At 60.3% G+C, this 14927-nt stretch carries 13 protein-coding genes and 1 pseudogene; 11 read left to right on the plus strand and 3 right to left on the minus strand.

Features of this window, described 5'->3' with window-relative positions:
- Nucleotide 1 precedes the first annotated feature (1 nt).
- Nucleotides 2–988, minus strand: a complete 987-nt coding sequence (locus BLR13_RS02680; protein WP_157793671.1) for an HlyD family secretion protein — start codon at nucleotides 986–988, stop codon at nucleotides 2–4.
- A gap of 898 nt (nucleotides 989–1886) precedes the next feature.
- Between BLR13_RS02680 and BLR13_RS39850 the strand changes: the two genes are divergently transcribed.
- On the plus strand, nucleotides 1887–2216 hold the full coding sequence (locus BLR13_RS39850) for a hypothetical protein (RefSeq protein ID WP_143039806.1): 330 nt from the start codon (nucleotides 1887–1889) through the stop codon (nucleotides 2214–2216).
- Nucleotides 2217–2325: 109 nt separating this feature from the next.
- Here the strand turns inward: BLR13_RS39850 and BLR13_RS02685 are convergent.
- Nucleotides 2326–2985, minus strand: a pseudogene (locus BLR13_RS02685) (IS630 family transposase); the annotation flags it as partial.
- Between the two features lie 161 nt (nucleotides 2986–3146).
- Between BLR13_RS02685 and BLR13_RS02690 the strand changes: the two are divergent.
- From BLR13_RS02690 to BLR13_RS02715, 6 genes are all read left to right on the plus strand, one after another.
- Entirely contained in the window at nucleotides 3147–3521 is a 375-nt protein-coding gene (locus tag BLR13_RS02690) for an Hsp20/alpha crystallin family protein (protein WP_244525065.1), read from the plus strand.
- A gap of 22 nt (nucleotides 3522–3543) precedes the next feature.
- On the plus strand, nucleotides 3544–5982 hold the full coding sequence (gene lon / locus BLR13_RS02695) for an endopeptidase La (RefSeq protein ID WP_074827842.1): 2439 nt from the start codon (nucleotides 3544–3546) through the stop codon (nucleotides 5980–5982).
- Nucleotides 5983–6099: 117 nt separating this feature from the next.
- A complete protein-coding gene (locus tag BLR13_RS02700; protein ID WP_197679513.1) occupies nucleotides 6100–7119 on the plus strand; it encodes a quinone oxidoreductase family protein in 1020 nt (339 codons plus the stop codon).
- Nucleotides 7120–7752: 633 nt separating this feature from the next.
- Nucleotides 7753–8382, plus strand: a complete 630-nt coding sequence (locus BLR13_RS02705; protein WP_074827840.1) for an HdeD family acid-resistance protein — start codon at nucleotides 7753–7755, stop codon at nucleotides 8380–8382.
- Nucleotides 8383–8870: 488 nt separating this feature from the next.
- Nucleotides 8871–10478: a PAS domain-containing sensor histidine kinase gene (locus tag BLR13_RS02710; protein ID WP_171945001.1), complete on the plus strand. Its 1608-nt coding sequence runs from the start codon at nucleotides 8871–8873 to the stop codon at nucleotides 10476–10478.
- Complete coding sequence (locus BLR13_RS02715) at nucleotides 10468–11100, plus strand: response regulator transcription factor (RefSeq protein ID WP_074827833.1); 633 nt, start codon at nucleotides 10468–10470, stop codon at nucleotides 11098–11100. The genes BLR13_RS02710 and BLR13_RS02715 overlap by 11 nt, the downstream gene beginning before the upstream one ends.
- 35 nt (nucleotides 11101–11135) lie before the next feature.
- Here BLR13_RS02715 and BLR13_RS02720 read toward each other — a convergent pair whose 3' ends face one another.
- Nucleotides 11136–11822, minus strand: coding sequence for a helix-turn-helix domain-containing protein (locus BLR13_RS02720; RefSeq protein ID WP_079586857.1), 687 nt, complete (start codon nucleotides 11820–11822; stop codon nucleotides 11136–11138).
- 415 nt (nucleotides 11823–12237) lie between these two features.
- Here BLR13_RS02720 and BLR13_RS02725 point away from each other — a divergent pair, with 415 nt between their 5' ends.
- From BLR13_RS02725 to BLR13_RS02740, 4 genes are all read left to right on the plus strand, one after another.
- Nucleotides 12238–12729: a PRC-barrel domain-containing protein gene (locus tag BLR13_RS02725; protein WP_074827829.1), complete on the plus strand. Its 492-nt coding sequence runs from the start codon at nucleotides 12238–12240 to the stop codon at nucleotides 12727–12729.
- Between the two features lie 23 nt (nucleotides 12730–12752).
- A complete protein-coding gene (locus BLR13_RS02730; protein WP_074827826.1) occupies nucleotides 12753–13406 on the plus strand; it encodes a hypothetical protein in 654 nt (217 codons plus the stop codon).
- Between the two features lie 212 nt (nucleotides 13407–13618).
- A complete protein-coding gene (locus BLR13_RS02735) occupies nucleotides 13619–14272 on the plus strand; it encodes a BON domain-containing protein (protein WP_074827823.1) in 654 nt (217 codons plus the stop codon).
- A gap of 65 nt (nucleotides 14273–14337) precedes the next feature.
- Nucleotides 14338–14826 carry an Hsp20/alpha crystallin family protein gene (locus BLR13_RS02740; protein WP_074832031.1) on the plus strand — a complete coding sequence of 163 codons (489 nt, stop codon included), beginning with the start codon at nucleotides 14338–14340 and terminating at the stop codon, nucleotides 14824–14826.
- The last annotated feature ends 101 nt before the right edge of the window (nucleotides 14827–14927 follow it).

The following is a 14927-nucleotide window of genomic DNA, read 5'->3' on the forward strand; positions in this document are numbered from 1 at the left end:
GTCAGCCTCCGAAAATCGAAGTCAGATCACGCCAAAGCTCGCGCAATGAGCGTCGATGGCCGGTGTCGATCGAGATTTTGACGCTCATGCCGGCGCGCAACGCAAGACCCTCCCGAACCTCGCCGAAGGAAAGCCGCACCGGGATGCGCTGCACCACCTTGACCCAGTTACCGGTGGCATTTTGCGGTGGCAGGAGCGCGAATACCGAGCCGCTGGCGGGCGCCATCGTCGTGACCCTGGCGGCGATGGGGCTGTCCGGATAGGCGTCGACGGTGACCTGCGCCGGGTCGCTTTCCCTGACATAAGTGAGCTCGGTCTCCTTGATGTTGGCCTCGATGTAGAGATTGTGCGCCGACACCAGCGGAAAGGCGGATTGGCCGGCGTTGAGAAAGGCTCCGACCGCGATGCTCTCGACATTATTGGGAATGCCGTCGAACGGCGCGACGATCGAGGTAAGGCGCAGGTTACGCGCCGCGGCATCGACGGCCGCCTGCGCCTGCTTCACCGGGGCCTGCTGGTCGACCGGCAGATCCGGATTGCCGCCGAGTTGGGCCAACGCTGCCGCAGCCTCCCTTTGCAGGCTTGCCAGATTGGCCTTTGCGGTCTGCAGGTCGCGTATGGCGGCGTCGAGGGTGGCGCGCGGCACCGCACCGGAGTCAAAAAGGTGTTGCTGGCGATCGTAATTGGTTTGCGCGTAGTCCAGCGTTGCCTTGGCCTCATCGATTTGTTTGAGGCGCGCGCGATAGGTCTCGATCAGTGTATTGGCCTGGTCGCGGGCGATGCCGAGTTGGGCTTCGGTATTGGCCAGCGCGATCCGATAAGGCTCGGGGTCAAGGTTAAAGAGAGGATCGTTCTTCGTGACCGCGGTGTTCGATTTGGCCGCGATGGTAAGGACCTGACCCGCGACTTGCGGGCTGATCGAAACATTTACCGCCTGAACATAGGCGTCCTCCTCGGTGACATAGCGGCCGGTTGCCAGATAAAGCACCAGCGCTCCGACGACCAATGCCACCGGGCCGAGGATCAGCAGCGGCCGGCGCCAACTTTTCTGCGGTCCAAGTTTGGCGCTCCGATCGCCCGACATATCAGTCGAGGCAGGATTCGTGTCAGTCGAGGCAGGATTCGTCCGCTCGATTGGAGGCGATTGGATTGGACTCCTGCGGGCAATGCCGGGGTCGGCTGCGTCTGAAATCGTGTCGAGGCCGCGGTTCCTCATGGCATGATATCTCCGCTGTTGCGTCAGCTTTTCCGAACAATCGGCGTATCAAGGCCCGCGGTGTCCGCGTCCCTTAACATGTTACATCGAGCGGATCGTCGACGCCTTGACGGGCGTCATTGTTGGCGACGCTGTCTCGGGTTCGGCCGAACGGCCCTGTCACGGGTTGAGATACCGGCTCGCCGGCCATCTCACTGCCGCAAACTGTGCTATCTTTGGCCGAAAACAGGGGAACCGGAACGTGACACCATTTCTCGCGCGGACATTGAGCTGGGCCGAAGTCGCCAACGGCACATCAATCGTATTCGATCTCAGGATAACCGCCCTCGATGGAGAAGCGGAGGCGGAGACGCGAGATCGTTTTGTTGCGGAAGCGATTAGGGTTGTCGGAGCATTCCTTCTGGAACAAGGTGTCCGTGTCCCGCCAACGTGATCGGCAGCAATACAAACGGTCGCCACGCAAAAACGCGAAACGTGAGCAGAAAATTGGGCCTCGTCAATGCGCGGGATCTTTCGATTTGCAAAATAGAATACGCGATGGCCACTCACCCCACCGTCGCTGCCCTTCCCCGGGGCGTTTCCTCCCTGAATTGGACCGCCGGCGAAAGCCGCGCGGTCGTTCTTCTTGGAAAACAGATTGCTAGAAAAAAGCGAAAGCAGGTTTCGGAGATTGAGCAATATTGAACAGCGAGCGGATAGCCGGAACGGCATACTGTCGCATTACCGCTCGGCCCTCGGGACATGCGCGGTGATCGAGAGTGCTGCACTGACGCCTGTTCGAAGGACGCATATGCCCCAATCTCAACTGCTGTCGTCCATCGTGCCGCTCGGGGCGATTGAACGTCCTGCCTGTCCGAAGTGCCATGTTCAGATGATGCTCGCCCGCATCGTGCCGGCATTTTCGGGCACCGACCTGCATACCTTTGAGTGCACCTTGTGCAATAACGTCCTGAAGAAGCTTGGTGCGTGTGAGGACTGGCGCGGTCCCGGGCGGTGGTGACCATCAGGCGCGGGACCCGGTCAATCCTCGCCGCCGATCCATTCGCGCCAGATGGTCAGCAGCGCCGCCATGATCACGGGACCGAGGAACAGGCCAAGCAATCCGAACGATAGCAAGCGATATCGCCCCTGAGGGCGGCGACACTTCGGTAGATGCCGCGTCTGATCTTTTTGTCGGTTAGGAGCGCAAAGAAGCGCTCGACCTGATTGAGCCACGACGAGCTTGTCGGGGTCGGATGCACGTGTCGGCGCGGCCTTTTGGCCAGCCATTTGCGGATGAGCGGGGTTTTGTGCGTGGCGTAATTGTCCATGACAAGGTGAACATCGAGGTCGCGCGGTACGGCCGCCTCGATCTCGTCGAGGAACTTGCGGAACTCCGCGGCGCGGTGGCGCCCATAGCACTTGCCGATAATCCGTCCGGTTGCGATATCGAGAGCGGCAAACAGGGATGTGGTGCCGTACCGGGTATAGTCATGGCTTCTGCGGGCTGGCTGGCCGGGCCGCATCGGCAACATCGGCTGGCTGCGATCCAGGGCTTGAATCTGGGACTTCTCATCCACGCAAAGAACGATGGCGTGCTCCGGTGGCGAGACATAAAGGCCGACGACGTCGCGCACCTTGGCCACGAAGTTGGGGTCGGTCGAGAGCTTGAACGTCTCCATGCGGTGCGGCTGCAGCCCAAACGCGCGCCAGATGCGCTGTACGCTTGAGACCGACAAGCCGCTGGCCTTTGCCATGCCGCGGGAGCTCCAATGCGTGGCATTCCGGGGAAGGATTGACGGTCGTCAAGGTGACGGGATCAGCCGCATCATAGGGTTAGGTCGAACAACCTGGTTGGGTGTCAGCCGGATGCCAAACGGCTTGCCGTGCCGGGAGCTTGGCATCGGCTCAAGGGACAAAGATCATGGCCGCGGTCGATCCAAGAACTCTAATGTGGACCACGGCCTGCGAGATGATCGATCGCGCCGAGCGATTGCATCGTCAGTTCTTTCAGCCGATCGCCGCGCCGATGCCGGAGCTCAGCTGGGAACCGCCGATCGATATCATAGAGACCGATTCCGAAATTCTGATCACCGTCGCCCTTCCTGGGGTCGACCCGGACGCCATGAAAGTCTCGGTCGATGCCGATGGGATTTCGGTCGTTGGTTTCCGTCGCCCGAGTGCAATCCCGCGCGGCAGCCGCGTTCATCGTCTCGAAATCCCCTATGGCAAATTCGAACGCCGGATACGCGTTCAGGCGGCGCGGCTCCCGCTCGACCGATCCGAACTTGCCAATGGCTGCCTGACGCTAAAGTTCTCCAAATAGCCTTTGATGGATAGGCGGACCAATGTCCTACGCAAATGAAAGCGAAGATTCCGGCAGCGCGAAGGATCGGCGTCATCCGGTAATTCCCGAGGATGCAACGATCATCCTGCCGGTTCGAAACATGCTGCTGTTCCCGGGCGTGGTGCTGCCGCTGACGATCGGCCGGCCCGCGTCGATCGCCGCGGCCCAGGAAGCGGCGCAAAGCGGCCGCAGGGTCGGCTTGCTGCTGCAGGATGACCCCGACATCGAACAACCCGGTCCCGAACATCTGCGGCGCGTTGGCACCATTGCAGAAATCCTGCGCTACGTTACTCACGAGAATACCCATTATGCCATCTGTCGCGGTTTGCGGCGGTTCCGTATCGTGGAATTCCTCCCCGGCTTTCCATATCTCGTTGCGCGCGTTGAGGAGATCGGCATCTCCGAAGTGCTGACGCCTGAGGTCGAGGCGCGGATGCGCCTGCTCGAGACCCGCGCCAAAGAGGCGGTCCAGTTGCTGCCGAACCTGCCGCCGGAAATCCCGGCAGCCATCGATAGTCTGGATTCGCCTTCGGCGCTGGCGGACTTTCTGGCAGGGATTATCGATATACCGGTCGGCGAGAAGCAGGATCTACTCGAGACATTCGACGTGACGCAACTGCTCGACAAACTGCTGGGCTTGCTGGCGAAGCGAATCCAGGTTCTGCAGCTTTCGAAAGAAATCAGCGATCAGACCCAGAATACACTGTCATCGCAGCAGCGCGAGCACATCCTTCGCGAGCAACTTCGCCAGATCCAGAAGGAACTGGGCGACGACGACATCAAGGCCGCGGAAATCAAGGAGCTCGCCGAAAAGATCGATAAAGCGGGATTGCCGAAGGAGGCCGAGGAACAGGCGAGTCGGGAATTGAAGCGGCTCGAACGCATGCCGGAGGCCTCGCCCGAATACGGGATGACGCGGACCTATCTCGATTGGCTGCTCGAACTGCCCTGGTCAAAGCTCGATCTGGAGCGCATCGATATCACCGAGGCGCGGCGCATCCTCGACGAGGATCATTATGCCCTTGAGAAAGTGAAGCGGCGCATTCTCGAATACCTGGCGGTGCGCAAGCTCAATCCGGATGGCAAGAGCCCGATCCTTTGCTTCATTGGCCCTCCCGGCGTCGGCAAGACCTCGCTGGGCCAAAGCATCGCGCGGGCCACCGATCGCAAATTCGTTCGGCTTAGCCTCGGCGGCGTCCATGACGAAAGCGAGATACGCGGCCATCGGCGAACCTATATCGGAGCCCTGCCCGGCAACGTCATCCAGTCCATCCGCAAGGCCGGGACCCGCAATCCGGTGATGATGCTGGACGAACTGGACAAGCTCGGCGCGGGATTTCACGGCGATCCCTCGGCGGCGCTGCTGGAAGTGCTCGACCCCGAGCAAAATACGACGTTCCGCGACAACTACCTCGCGGTTCCCTTCGACCTCTCGAGAGTGCTGTTCATCGGCACCGCCAATGTCATCGACAACATTCCCGCCGCGGTGCGCGACCGGATGGAAATCATCGAGATGCCCGGCTACATCGAGGATGAGAAGCTGGCGATCGCCAGGCGCTATCTGGTCAAGCGTCAATTGGCGTCGGCGGGGCTGAGCGAGGAGCAATGCAAGATTACCGACGAGGTCCTGCTCGCCATCATCCGCGACTACACGCGTGAAGCCGGGGTGCGAAACCTAGAGCGCCAGATCGGGGCAATTTGCCGGCACGCCGCGATGCGCATCGCCGAGGGTAACGCGACCGCTGTGGTCATCACGGTGGCGGACCTTCACGCCATTCTGGGGCCGAAACGTTTTGAGCCGGAAATCGCCATGCGCACCAGCGTGCCGGGCGTCGCAACCTGTCTGGCCTGGACCCCCGCGGGCGGTGATATTTTGTTCGTTGAGGCGACCAGCATTCCCGGCCGAGGCAAGTTGATACTGACAGGCCAGCTCGGCGATGTGATGAAGGAAAGCGCGCAGGCAGCCCTGACGCTGGTGAAGTCGCGCGCCGCCGAATTCGGCATCGATACAATCAAACGGCAGAAGTCCGACGTCCACATTCATGTTCCGGCCGGAGCGATTCCAAAGGATGGGCCGAGCGCCGGCGTCGCGATGTTCATGGCGTTGACGTCGCTGATGACCGGACGCACGATTCGCAGCGATACGGCGATGACCGGCGAAATCTCGCTACGCGGTCTGGTGCTGCCGATTGGTGGGGTGAAGGAGAAGGTTCTGGCCGCGATCCAGGCCGGCATCGCCACCGTCATGCTTCCTGCCCGCAACCGCAAGGACCTTGAGGACGTGCCGGAAAACGCTCGCAGCCTGGTTCGCTTCGTCTGGCTGGAGCGCGTTGATGATGCGATCGAGGCGGCGCTCAATCCTCCGGATACCGAACAGCAGGATACAGTCCGCAACTCGCACACCGGCCGGACGGAGCGGCAAGCGGCGCGTTCCCGATAGCCGTCGGCATCCCTTCAAGCCGCCGTCGAGCATTTGATCTGCGAAATTGACCAACGTCAGCGCCGGGGCGAGAAATCTCGTCCATGCAGCTGGCACACCCGCCGGGAGATTATTGTCATGCTCGATCGTACCCGCCATTTTGACACCCCCAGCCATCACGCGATGCATGTGCCCCGCACCATGTTCGCTGCCGCCATCGACCGCTTCGGTGGACCTGAGGTGATCACCGCTCACGCTTTGCCGGTCCCGGAAGTCGATGCCGGCGAAGTTTTGATCGCCGTCGATACCGCCGGCGTCGGCCAATGGGACGCCGATGTCCGGGAAGGATATTTTGCGTCCCGCAAGCCGCATTTTCCACTGGTTCTCGGCTATGACGGCGCCGGCATCGTCGTAAAAGTCGGCTCGCGGGTGCGGCGGTTGAAGGTCGGCGACGAAGTCTATTCCTACAATTGGGAGAATCCGAAGGGCGGCTTCTACGCCGAATATGTCGCGTTGCCCGCCGACAAGGTCGCGCCGATCCCCAAACGGCTGGATCTGCGGCATGCCGGCGCGATCCCGATCACCGGCTTGACCGCGCTGCAGGGCATTGACGATGCGCTGGGTTTGAAAAGGGGCGAGACCATCATCATTCACGGCGCCTCGGGAGGGGTGGGGACGCTTGCGGTGCAATTCGCAAAGCTCCGCGGCGCCAAGGTGTTCGCGACCGCATCGGGCAAGGAAGGGTTAGAACTGGTGCGGGAGATGGGCGCACACAACGTTGTCGACGGCAAACGCGTCGATATCGACGACCAGGCGCGGCGCTTTGCCCCGGACGGCGTCGACGCCATGCTGGCGCTCGCCGGTGGCGATGCGCTGGAGAAATGCCTGAACGCACTTCGGCCCGGCGGCCGGGTGGCGCACCCGAACGGCGTCGAGCCCGCGCCAAAAAAGCGGCGCGGCGTGCGACTGATCCGTTATGACGGCATCTCAGGCGTTCGCGAATTCGAGCGCCTGAACGCGGCGGTGCAGGCCGCCAGACTCAGGGTTCCAATCGCCGAATGCTATCCCCTCCCCCGGGCCTCCAAGGCGCATGAACGCCTCGCCGAGGGTCATGTGGTCGGAAAAATCATCCTTGCAGTGCATGATCGTAGTGTCTGATCGTGAGTGATCCGCAACCGGCATATCGCATCGCGAGTGACCGAGGCGGGAAGACCGGGTCAAGCCGCTTGTCGAGATCGAAGCCGGTCAGAAGGTATCCGCTGGCGATCAGGCGCACGAATGTTTTGTGACAATGAAGGCCGGCTGTCATGGGACCTCCGGCCAGATTTGTCCTGGAAGATTTGCGCCAGGGCCAGGATAGCTCTTTTCGCGTCGTGAGATTGAGTTTCGGCAATTTTCAGAATGGATTGATAGCATTCGTCCAGCACACTCTCGGGCATCTGGGCCATCCCTACGCGCTACGTTCCCGCCACCGAGTGTGAATCCTGGCGATGCTATTGGTTCCAATGTTTTTGGCCGGTTGGCGCTGAAAAATCAGGCTGGCTCTCTCTGGTCCGGTCCGACCAACAAATTCTGTTTGGACGGATGCGCAATCAGATCGCTATTTGATTTTCGGGGCGCGGCGAAACTCCTCCGATCGCTCGGCCATCAGAAGCCTGAACCGAAAAACCGAGCGTTGTTGACGGGCGTCAACGCACCAATTGCAGCGCTGCATTAAGTACAACTCACCGCAAACAAAGCGGAACAGAGATTTCATTAAACCGGCAACCAGGTTGCGGTTGGGAGCATGCCATGCCCAGCACCACATTCAATCCCGCCTCTGACGTTCGATCAAATCCGGCGGCACGGACGCTCATTCAAAACTGGTGGCTATTCACGCTGCGAGGCGTTCTCGGCATCATCTTCGGATGCGTTGCGCTGATCTTTCCGGGCCCAACAATACTGTCGCTGGTGATCTTCTTCTCGGCCTATATGCTGGTCGACGGCGTATTCGGAATCATCTCGGCAGTGCGGGCGATCCGCCGCAAGGAGGATCGCTGGGGATTGCTGATATTCGAAGGGCTGCTCAATATCGTCGTGGGCATAGCCGCTTTTCTCTGGCCGGGCCTTACCGTAGTTGCGCTCGTCTGGCTGATTGCCGCATGGGCGATTGTCTCGGGTGGACTGATGACGGCCGCGGGCTTCCAGTTGAACATCGATCATGACCGGTGGTGGCTGGTCCTGGGCGGGCTGCTGTCTCTTGCGTATGGCGTGCTCCTTATCATCACGCCGTTGATCGGCGCGATTGTGCTCACCTGGTGGCTGGGAGCCTACGCCCTCGTTTTTGGCGTCGCGCTCGTGGTGTTCTCGTTTAAGCTTCGATCGCGACAGCAAGAACTGAGCAACCCGACCGCGGTCGGAACGGCGACTTCAAATCGATGACGTCCAGGGCATCGCATCATCGAAGTCGAAAGGGCCGGGCCAATGCCCGGCCCTTGCTAGACAGTGAAACGATCGCAAGCACCGACGACGACATCCTTGAAAGCCTGATCGATACCTTTCCAGCGAGCGACCCGCCAGCCTGGGTTGCGACGGCCCGTGTCGGTATTCCCAACCGAAAACCGACATCGCGGCGGGCTCGAAAATTATCACATCTCTGATGGACCCAGCATTGCATGCTCACCTTCAAATTGTGCCTCTCCGCAGTAGCCAATTTTTGGCGCGAACACCCAATCGCTATGCGGCGAAAGCCAGTTTGACGTTGCCAACGCCGCAAGACCGGTATCCAATTCGTCCGGGCAGCGCGAACCTGCCCCAGGACGCTAGCAATGCCGTGGACGGAGCCGGCTGCAAACTCCAACGAGTTGCGACGTTGCATCCGCGATCTGGTCGCGCTCTCAGCGCTCCCGGCTGGATGGCAGAATTATGACATGCGCCAGATCGCCGGCAGCATCGTCGCTGCACTGATTTCGATACTGGACGCCGATTTCGTTTTCATAGCACTTCCCGGCGAGGGCAATCAGTTGATAAGCGAACTGGCCCGCGACAGACTGACGCCCAAAACCCTCAAACATGTGCGCACGATGCTGCAGCGGAAACGCGCGCTGCTCGGCAGCGGACAGGAATTTGTCTTTGACGACGCATCCGGCGGCGGCCTGCACGTGGCGACCGCCCCAATCGGGTTCGGTGGCGATGCCACACTTGCTGCAGGCTGTTTTCGCGACACCTTTCCAACCAGGACGGAAAAACTGCTGCTGAATACCGGGGCTAATCAGGCGGCGATCGCCTTTCAGCAGTGGCTGGGAGACGCCGAGAAACGAAGGTTCACGACGATCGTGCACCGGACAACGGATTTCATTGGCATCGCGTCCCTCAATGGTCAGATTCAATATATTAATCCGGCAGGACTCGAGTTGGTGGGACTTGACGCCCTCGACCACGCCTTGCGGCTTCACGTGCTGGATTTCGTTTCGCCGCAAAACCGCACCATGGTTCAGCGCGATATCTGGCCGCTGGTGCTTCGCACCGGGCGGTGGAAGGGAGAGTTCGACCTCAGGCATTTTGGATCTGGAATGCCGATACCCTTCCTGGTCGATTGCTTCAGGATCGACGATCCGCGCACCGGAGAGCCGATGAACGTTGCAACCGTGAGCCGCGATCTCAGCGAACAGAAGAATTCGGAAGCCGCGTTGCGTAACTTGAATGAGAGCCTGGAACGCCGTGTTACAGATCGAACCTTTGAATTGGCACACGCCAACGAAGGACTCGTCGCGGAGAGGCTGGAACGAGCGCAAGCCGATTTTCGTTTTCAGAAATTGCAGAATGAGCTGTCGCGGGCAGCCCGCGTCACGGCAGCCAGTCAGATGGCCGCTGCCCTTGCGCATGAAATTAGCCAGCCGCTTACGGCGGTCGTCAACTCAGTCAATGCGGCCAAGCGGCTCCTTGCACGCGGGGGGCCGGCCAATTCCTTGACCGCGCAGGAAGCCACCGAGGAGGCCGCCAGCCAGGCGTTGCGGGCCAGCGAAATCGTCCGCGGCATTCGCCAATTGGGCAGCAGGGGCGAGACGGAAAAGCGAACGGAGGCGCTTGCTTCGTTGATCGAGGAAGTCGGTGCCCTCGTATTGAGTGGCATGGCTCCGCAGGAGGTCCGTCTGGGGCTTGAACTCGATGACGGCGCCCGAACTGCACTGGTGAACCGCGTTCAGATCCAGCAAGTGATCATCAACCTGATCCGCAATGCGTTTGAGGCGATGGCCGATCAAGAACCGCGGCAAGTCACCCTATCGACGAGGGCTCTCGATGACGACATGATCGAGATCGCCATCGCCGATATTGGACCGGGAATTCCCGGCGATATTGCCGGCCGGTTGTTTGAGCCATTCGTCTCGAGCAAACACGATGGCATGGGGTTGGGACTATCGATTTCGCGGTCGATTATCGAGGCGCACAATGGCCAATTAACGGCGGAGCCGAATCCGGGGGGTGGAACAATTTTTCGCTTTACCCTTCCGTCCGGCGGAGCGGCAAATGGCGACTGAACGAACCGTCTACGTTCTGGATGATGACGACGCCGTGCTTCGGTCGCTGGAACGTTTGCTGAGTTCGGCGAACTTCGAGCCAGTCATGTTCGACCGTCCCGGCGCGTTTCTCGCGGCAGCCAGGACGTTCAAGGCCGGATGCGTCCTGCTGGATGTCTGCTTGCCTGGCATGAGCGGGCTGGATGTCCAGACCCAACTGCTCCAGATGAGAAGCGACCTCGCAGTCATTGTAGTGACCGGCCAGGGAGATGTTCAAACCGCTGTTCGCGCGATGAAGGGGGGCGCAAGTGATTTCCTGGAAAAACCATACAGCGATCATGCGCTGCTCGGATCAATCGAGGCGGCGTTCAACAGGGAAACCCAGTTCGATCGAGACCGCGAAATTGGCGACGCCGTCCGGCGGATCGCAACCCTCAGTCCACGCGAGCGGGAAGTTCTTGACCAACTGGTGTCCGGCCGCCCCAACAAGTTGATCGCGTACCATCTCGGGATCAGCGTGCGCACGGTCGAGGTTCACCGGGCGCGCATGATGGAACGGCTTGGCGTGCGGCAGCTCGCCGAGGCTATCCGCGTCGGTGTGCTGGCGAGGCTGAACGTCTCAGCAGCCAGCGACAAACGATAGGGCCGCAACAGAGGTTCAATCCCGCCACGATCGGCTCACGCCACCATTGCGCGTTCGCCGAAACGATCTTCCAGGGCCCCCCGGTTCACAATCTTGACCGTTCGCTTGCCTGCCAAGGCAATAACGCCGCGATGCTGCAAATCGGTAATGGCGCGGCACACGGTCTCCACCGAGACGGCCAGATAATCGGCGATGTCATAGCGGGACACCGGCAGTTCCACTTCTCCCCTCTTTTCGGACCCGCGTCCATCGAGCGAAAGCAGAAAAGAGCCGACCTTCTCGAACGCGGTGATGCCGCCGAGGATCTGGAGCTGCCCCTGGGAACGCGCGAGAGACTGAAGCGCGACCTCGCGGAGTTCGCGCGCGAACAGCGGGTCGCGTTCCGCCAACTGTTCGATCCGTGCGCCGGGATAGCTTGCAAGCACGGTCTCTTCGACAACCGCTTCGATCGTCCCGTCCCTCTTGCTGTCGGAGACGAAGAAGAAGTCCTGCGGCAGCATCAAATCGAGGATCTGTCGCCGCCCGTCGGAACGTATTGTGCAGCGCCGGACCGCACCAACAATAACACAATACCAGTGGCCCGCAGGCCCCGAGCTATTGGGAATTTCCTGTCCGCGATGGTAGTGCATAATCGCGGCAACTGGATCGAGGCGCTTTAAACCATGGGACTGCGCCGAAAGTATCCGCCGATAATAGTCTGCTGCATGGCTTCGCGCTTTCATGACCGCATCCTTTTGTCTCGATAATTCCCTCACGTGCAGAGGGAGGAACCGTTTCCTCGGCACGGACCGTCGGCCATCGCTGACGATCAGGCAATTTGGCGAATCTGCGTACCGTAAAACTACGTAACCCGGCTGCGGGAACCGGGCCGCGGACAACAAACACTCGCGGTCGAACGGGGCAATGCTCGAAATTAAAGCAATCGACGGCGTCAACGCGTGCGGCGCCTAGCCAGGTCGACTTCCCATCTCGCCCGCGGTGAAAATATGCCGTGCCGACGCCGACGCATAACGGGGTTGCAAAAAGAACCGCGGTCGGCGCGACGATTCAAAAAGCTTGCTCGAATTGACAATGGTCAGTGCCGGCTCGGCGTCTCGGGATTACCCCTTGACCGTGATTAAACCTCAGGAGAGAACCATGGCTACCTTCACTGGATTCCGAACGTCCCTGAAATCCGGCATTGATGCTTCGGCTTTACCGAGTCCATCTCACGTCGCTCCTGCGGCACGACCGCGTTCTTCGGGCTGGATGATCTGGACCGCACTCGCGGCGCTCGCGGTCACTTTTGCCGCCGGGCCCGCGCTGCCGCAAGCCGGGGTGCAGCTCATCAAGGTGGATCTTTCGATAGTTGCGAAAGGCTATCGAATGAGCAAGCTGATTGGCAGCAGCGTCATCAACGACAAGAACGAGAAGATTGGGACTGTCGACGATGTGATCGCGGACAAGGACAAGAAGCAGCTGAGTTTCGCCGTGTTGCAGGTCGGCGGCTTTCTCGGCGTGGGCGGACATCTCGTGGCGGTGCCGTATGACAGCTTGGTCATTGACGATACCGGCCAGAAGATCACCCTGCCCGGCGCGTCAAAGGACGAACTCAAGAAGTTGTCTCAATTCAACTATCCGGCGTCGTAAAGCCGTTTCCTGGGAAAACCCGGATGCTCGAGTCGTCAGAAGATATCCTTGACCGGATGCGCACGCGCGAGGTGACGGGCGTCTTCCATTCGCGGAAGGCGCTCATCGACGCCGCAGAGGAGCTGCTCGTTGCGGGAACCGACCGCGCTGATATCGACGTCAGCGCTTCGGTCGACGAGTTGGACCGGCGCTTGAATTACCAGTCAATTCCTCCAGCGGACCTCGCCGATCTCCCAATCACCCCCCGGCAATCCTTCATGGGCATCGACGACGTGCTAAGCGCCGAGGCTGTTGCTGGCAGCATCGCCGGATGCATCGCCGCTATCGCCGTTGCAGCCATCCTTGTCGCGCGGGGCACAGAGCCTCTCTGCGTCGGCATCTTTTCGATACTGAGCGGCCTTATCGTAGGCAGCATAGCGGTGACCCGAATACGTCGGCGGCTATATCGGGAGCGCACGCTCGGATTGGAAAAGCAGTCTGAATGGCAGGGCTTGCTTATCTGGGTGCGAGTCCGATCGCCGGAGAAAGAAGCCGAGGCCCAGGAAATTCTGATCCGACACGGTGGGCAAGCCGTCCATGTTCATGAAATCGAACTGGCAACACGGTCCGAGGATCGTCCGCTCCACTCGCTACGGGTCGACCCTTGGTTGGGCGACGAACGGTTGGGACGGCCGTAGCGCAACCACCACGATGACCTTAAGCGGTCGCTTCGGTAGGAGCCAGCAATCCACTCTAAAGCCACGCTCGCTCGCCACGGCCCACAAACCTGGAGCGGAAGTTGATGGTCGTCATGGCCGCGCGCGTGACCTCTGATTAAATTGGCCGTGATACGGTAGCGTATTCCACCGAGCCACCAAATCTGCCCCTTTATCCCGGCGAGGAGCGAATCATGAAGTCCGACAGTGAAATAGAACACGATGTTCGCGAAGAGTTGAAATGGGATCCCAATCTTAACGCCGACGACATTGCGGTCTCGGTCAAAGACGGCGTTGTTACGCTGGCGGGCTTCACCCCTAGTTACACCGACAGACTTGAAGCCGAGGCCGCGGCGAAGCGGGTCGCGGGAGTCCACGCGGTTGCGAATGATATCGAGGTCCGGCTGCCTGCGATTGATCAACGTCCCGATCCGGATATTGCCAAAGACGCTGTCGCAGCCCTGAAGTCGGAACTGCCGATCTCTCACGACAAGATCAAGGTCATCGTGAAGGACGGCTGGATCACCCTGGAAGGCACGGCGGAGTGGCAATATCAGAAAACCACCGCTGAAACCGCGGTGCGAAAAGTGAAGGGCGTCAAGGGTGTCACCAACGTCATAACGGTGAAGCCGAAGGTGGAACCCTCGGAGCTCAAGCGCAAGATCCAGGACGCATTCAAGCGAAATGCCGAGGTGGATGCCGATCGGATCACCGTCGAAGCGAACGGCAGCGAGGTGACACTGAAAGGCACCGTTCGCTCCTGGATGGAACGCGAGGAAGCCGAGCGCGTCGCGTGGTCGGCGCCGGGCATCACCAAGGTCGAAGACCGCATCGTGGTCAGTCCGTGACAGCGCCGTTTCAGCCGATACGACGCAACATTCAGCCAATCAACCAAGGCAACAAGGAGGTTCCCATGAGGCTAACGTCACTGGTTCCATTTCGTGATGGCGGCGCGTTGACGCGACCCGATTTCGGATTGTTTGGTCTGCATCGCGAGATCGATCGGCTGTTCAGCGAATTCGCGCAGGGGGTAGGCCCGAGCGCAAAGATTATCCCCAACATCGAAATCGCGGAGACCGACAAGGCAATCGAAATCAGCGCGGAGATGCCGGGCCTCGAGCGCAAGGACGTCGAGATTTCGATTGACGATGACACTCTCACCATTCGCGGCGAGAAGAAGATCGAGGAAAACCAGAAAGACAAGAACGTTCAGCTCAGCGAGCGCAGCTACGGCGTATTCCTGCGTGTGCTGCAACTGCCTCCAGGCATCGATCCGTCGAGCGTTCAAGCCACCATGTCGAACGGCGTCCTGAAGATCGCGATTCCGAAGCCGGCCAAATCCGAGCCGAAGAAAATCGAGGTTAAGGAAGAGGCCAAGCGGGAGAACAAGGCCGCCGCTTGAGTCCCCAAGCGGCCGCGGGACGCGCTGGCCGTCTTTCCTCCCGACGCGCCTGGCGCGTCCCGCATATTGATCGAACAACGTCTGAAACGGCGAAAGCGTTT

The sequence above is a fragment of the Bradyrhizobium ottawaense genome (assembly GCF_900099825.1).
Lineage (GTDB): Bacteria > Pseudomonadota > Alphaproteobacteria > Rhizobiales > Xanthobacteraceae > Bradyrhizobium > Bradyrhizobium ottawaense_A.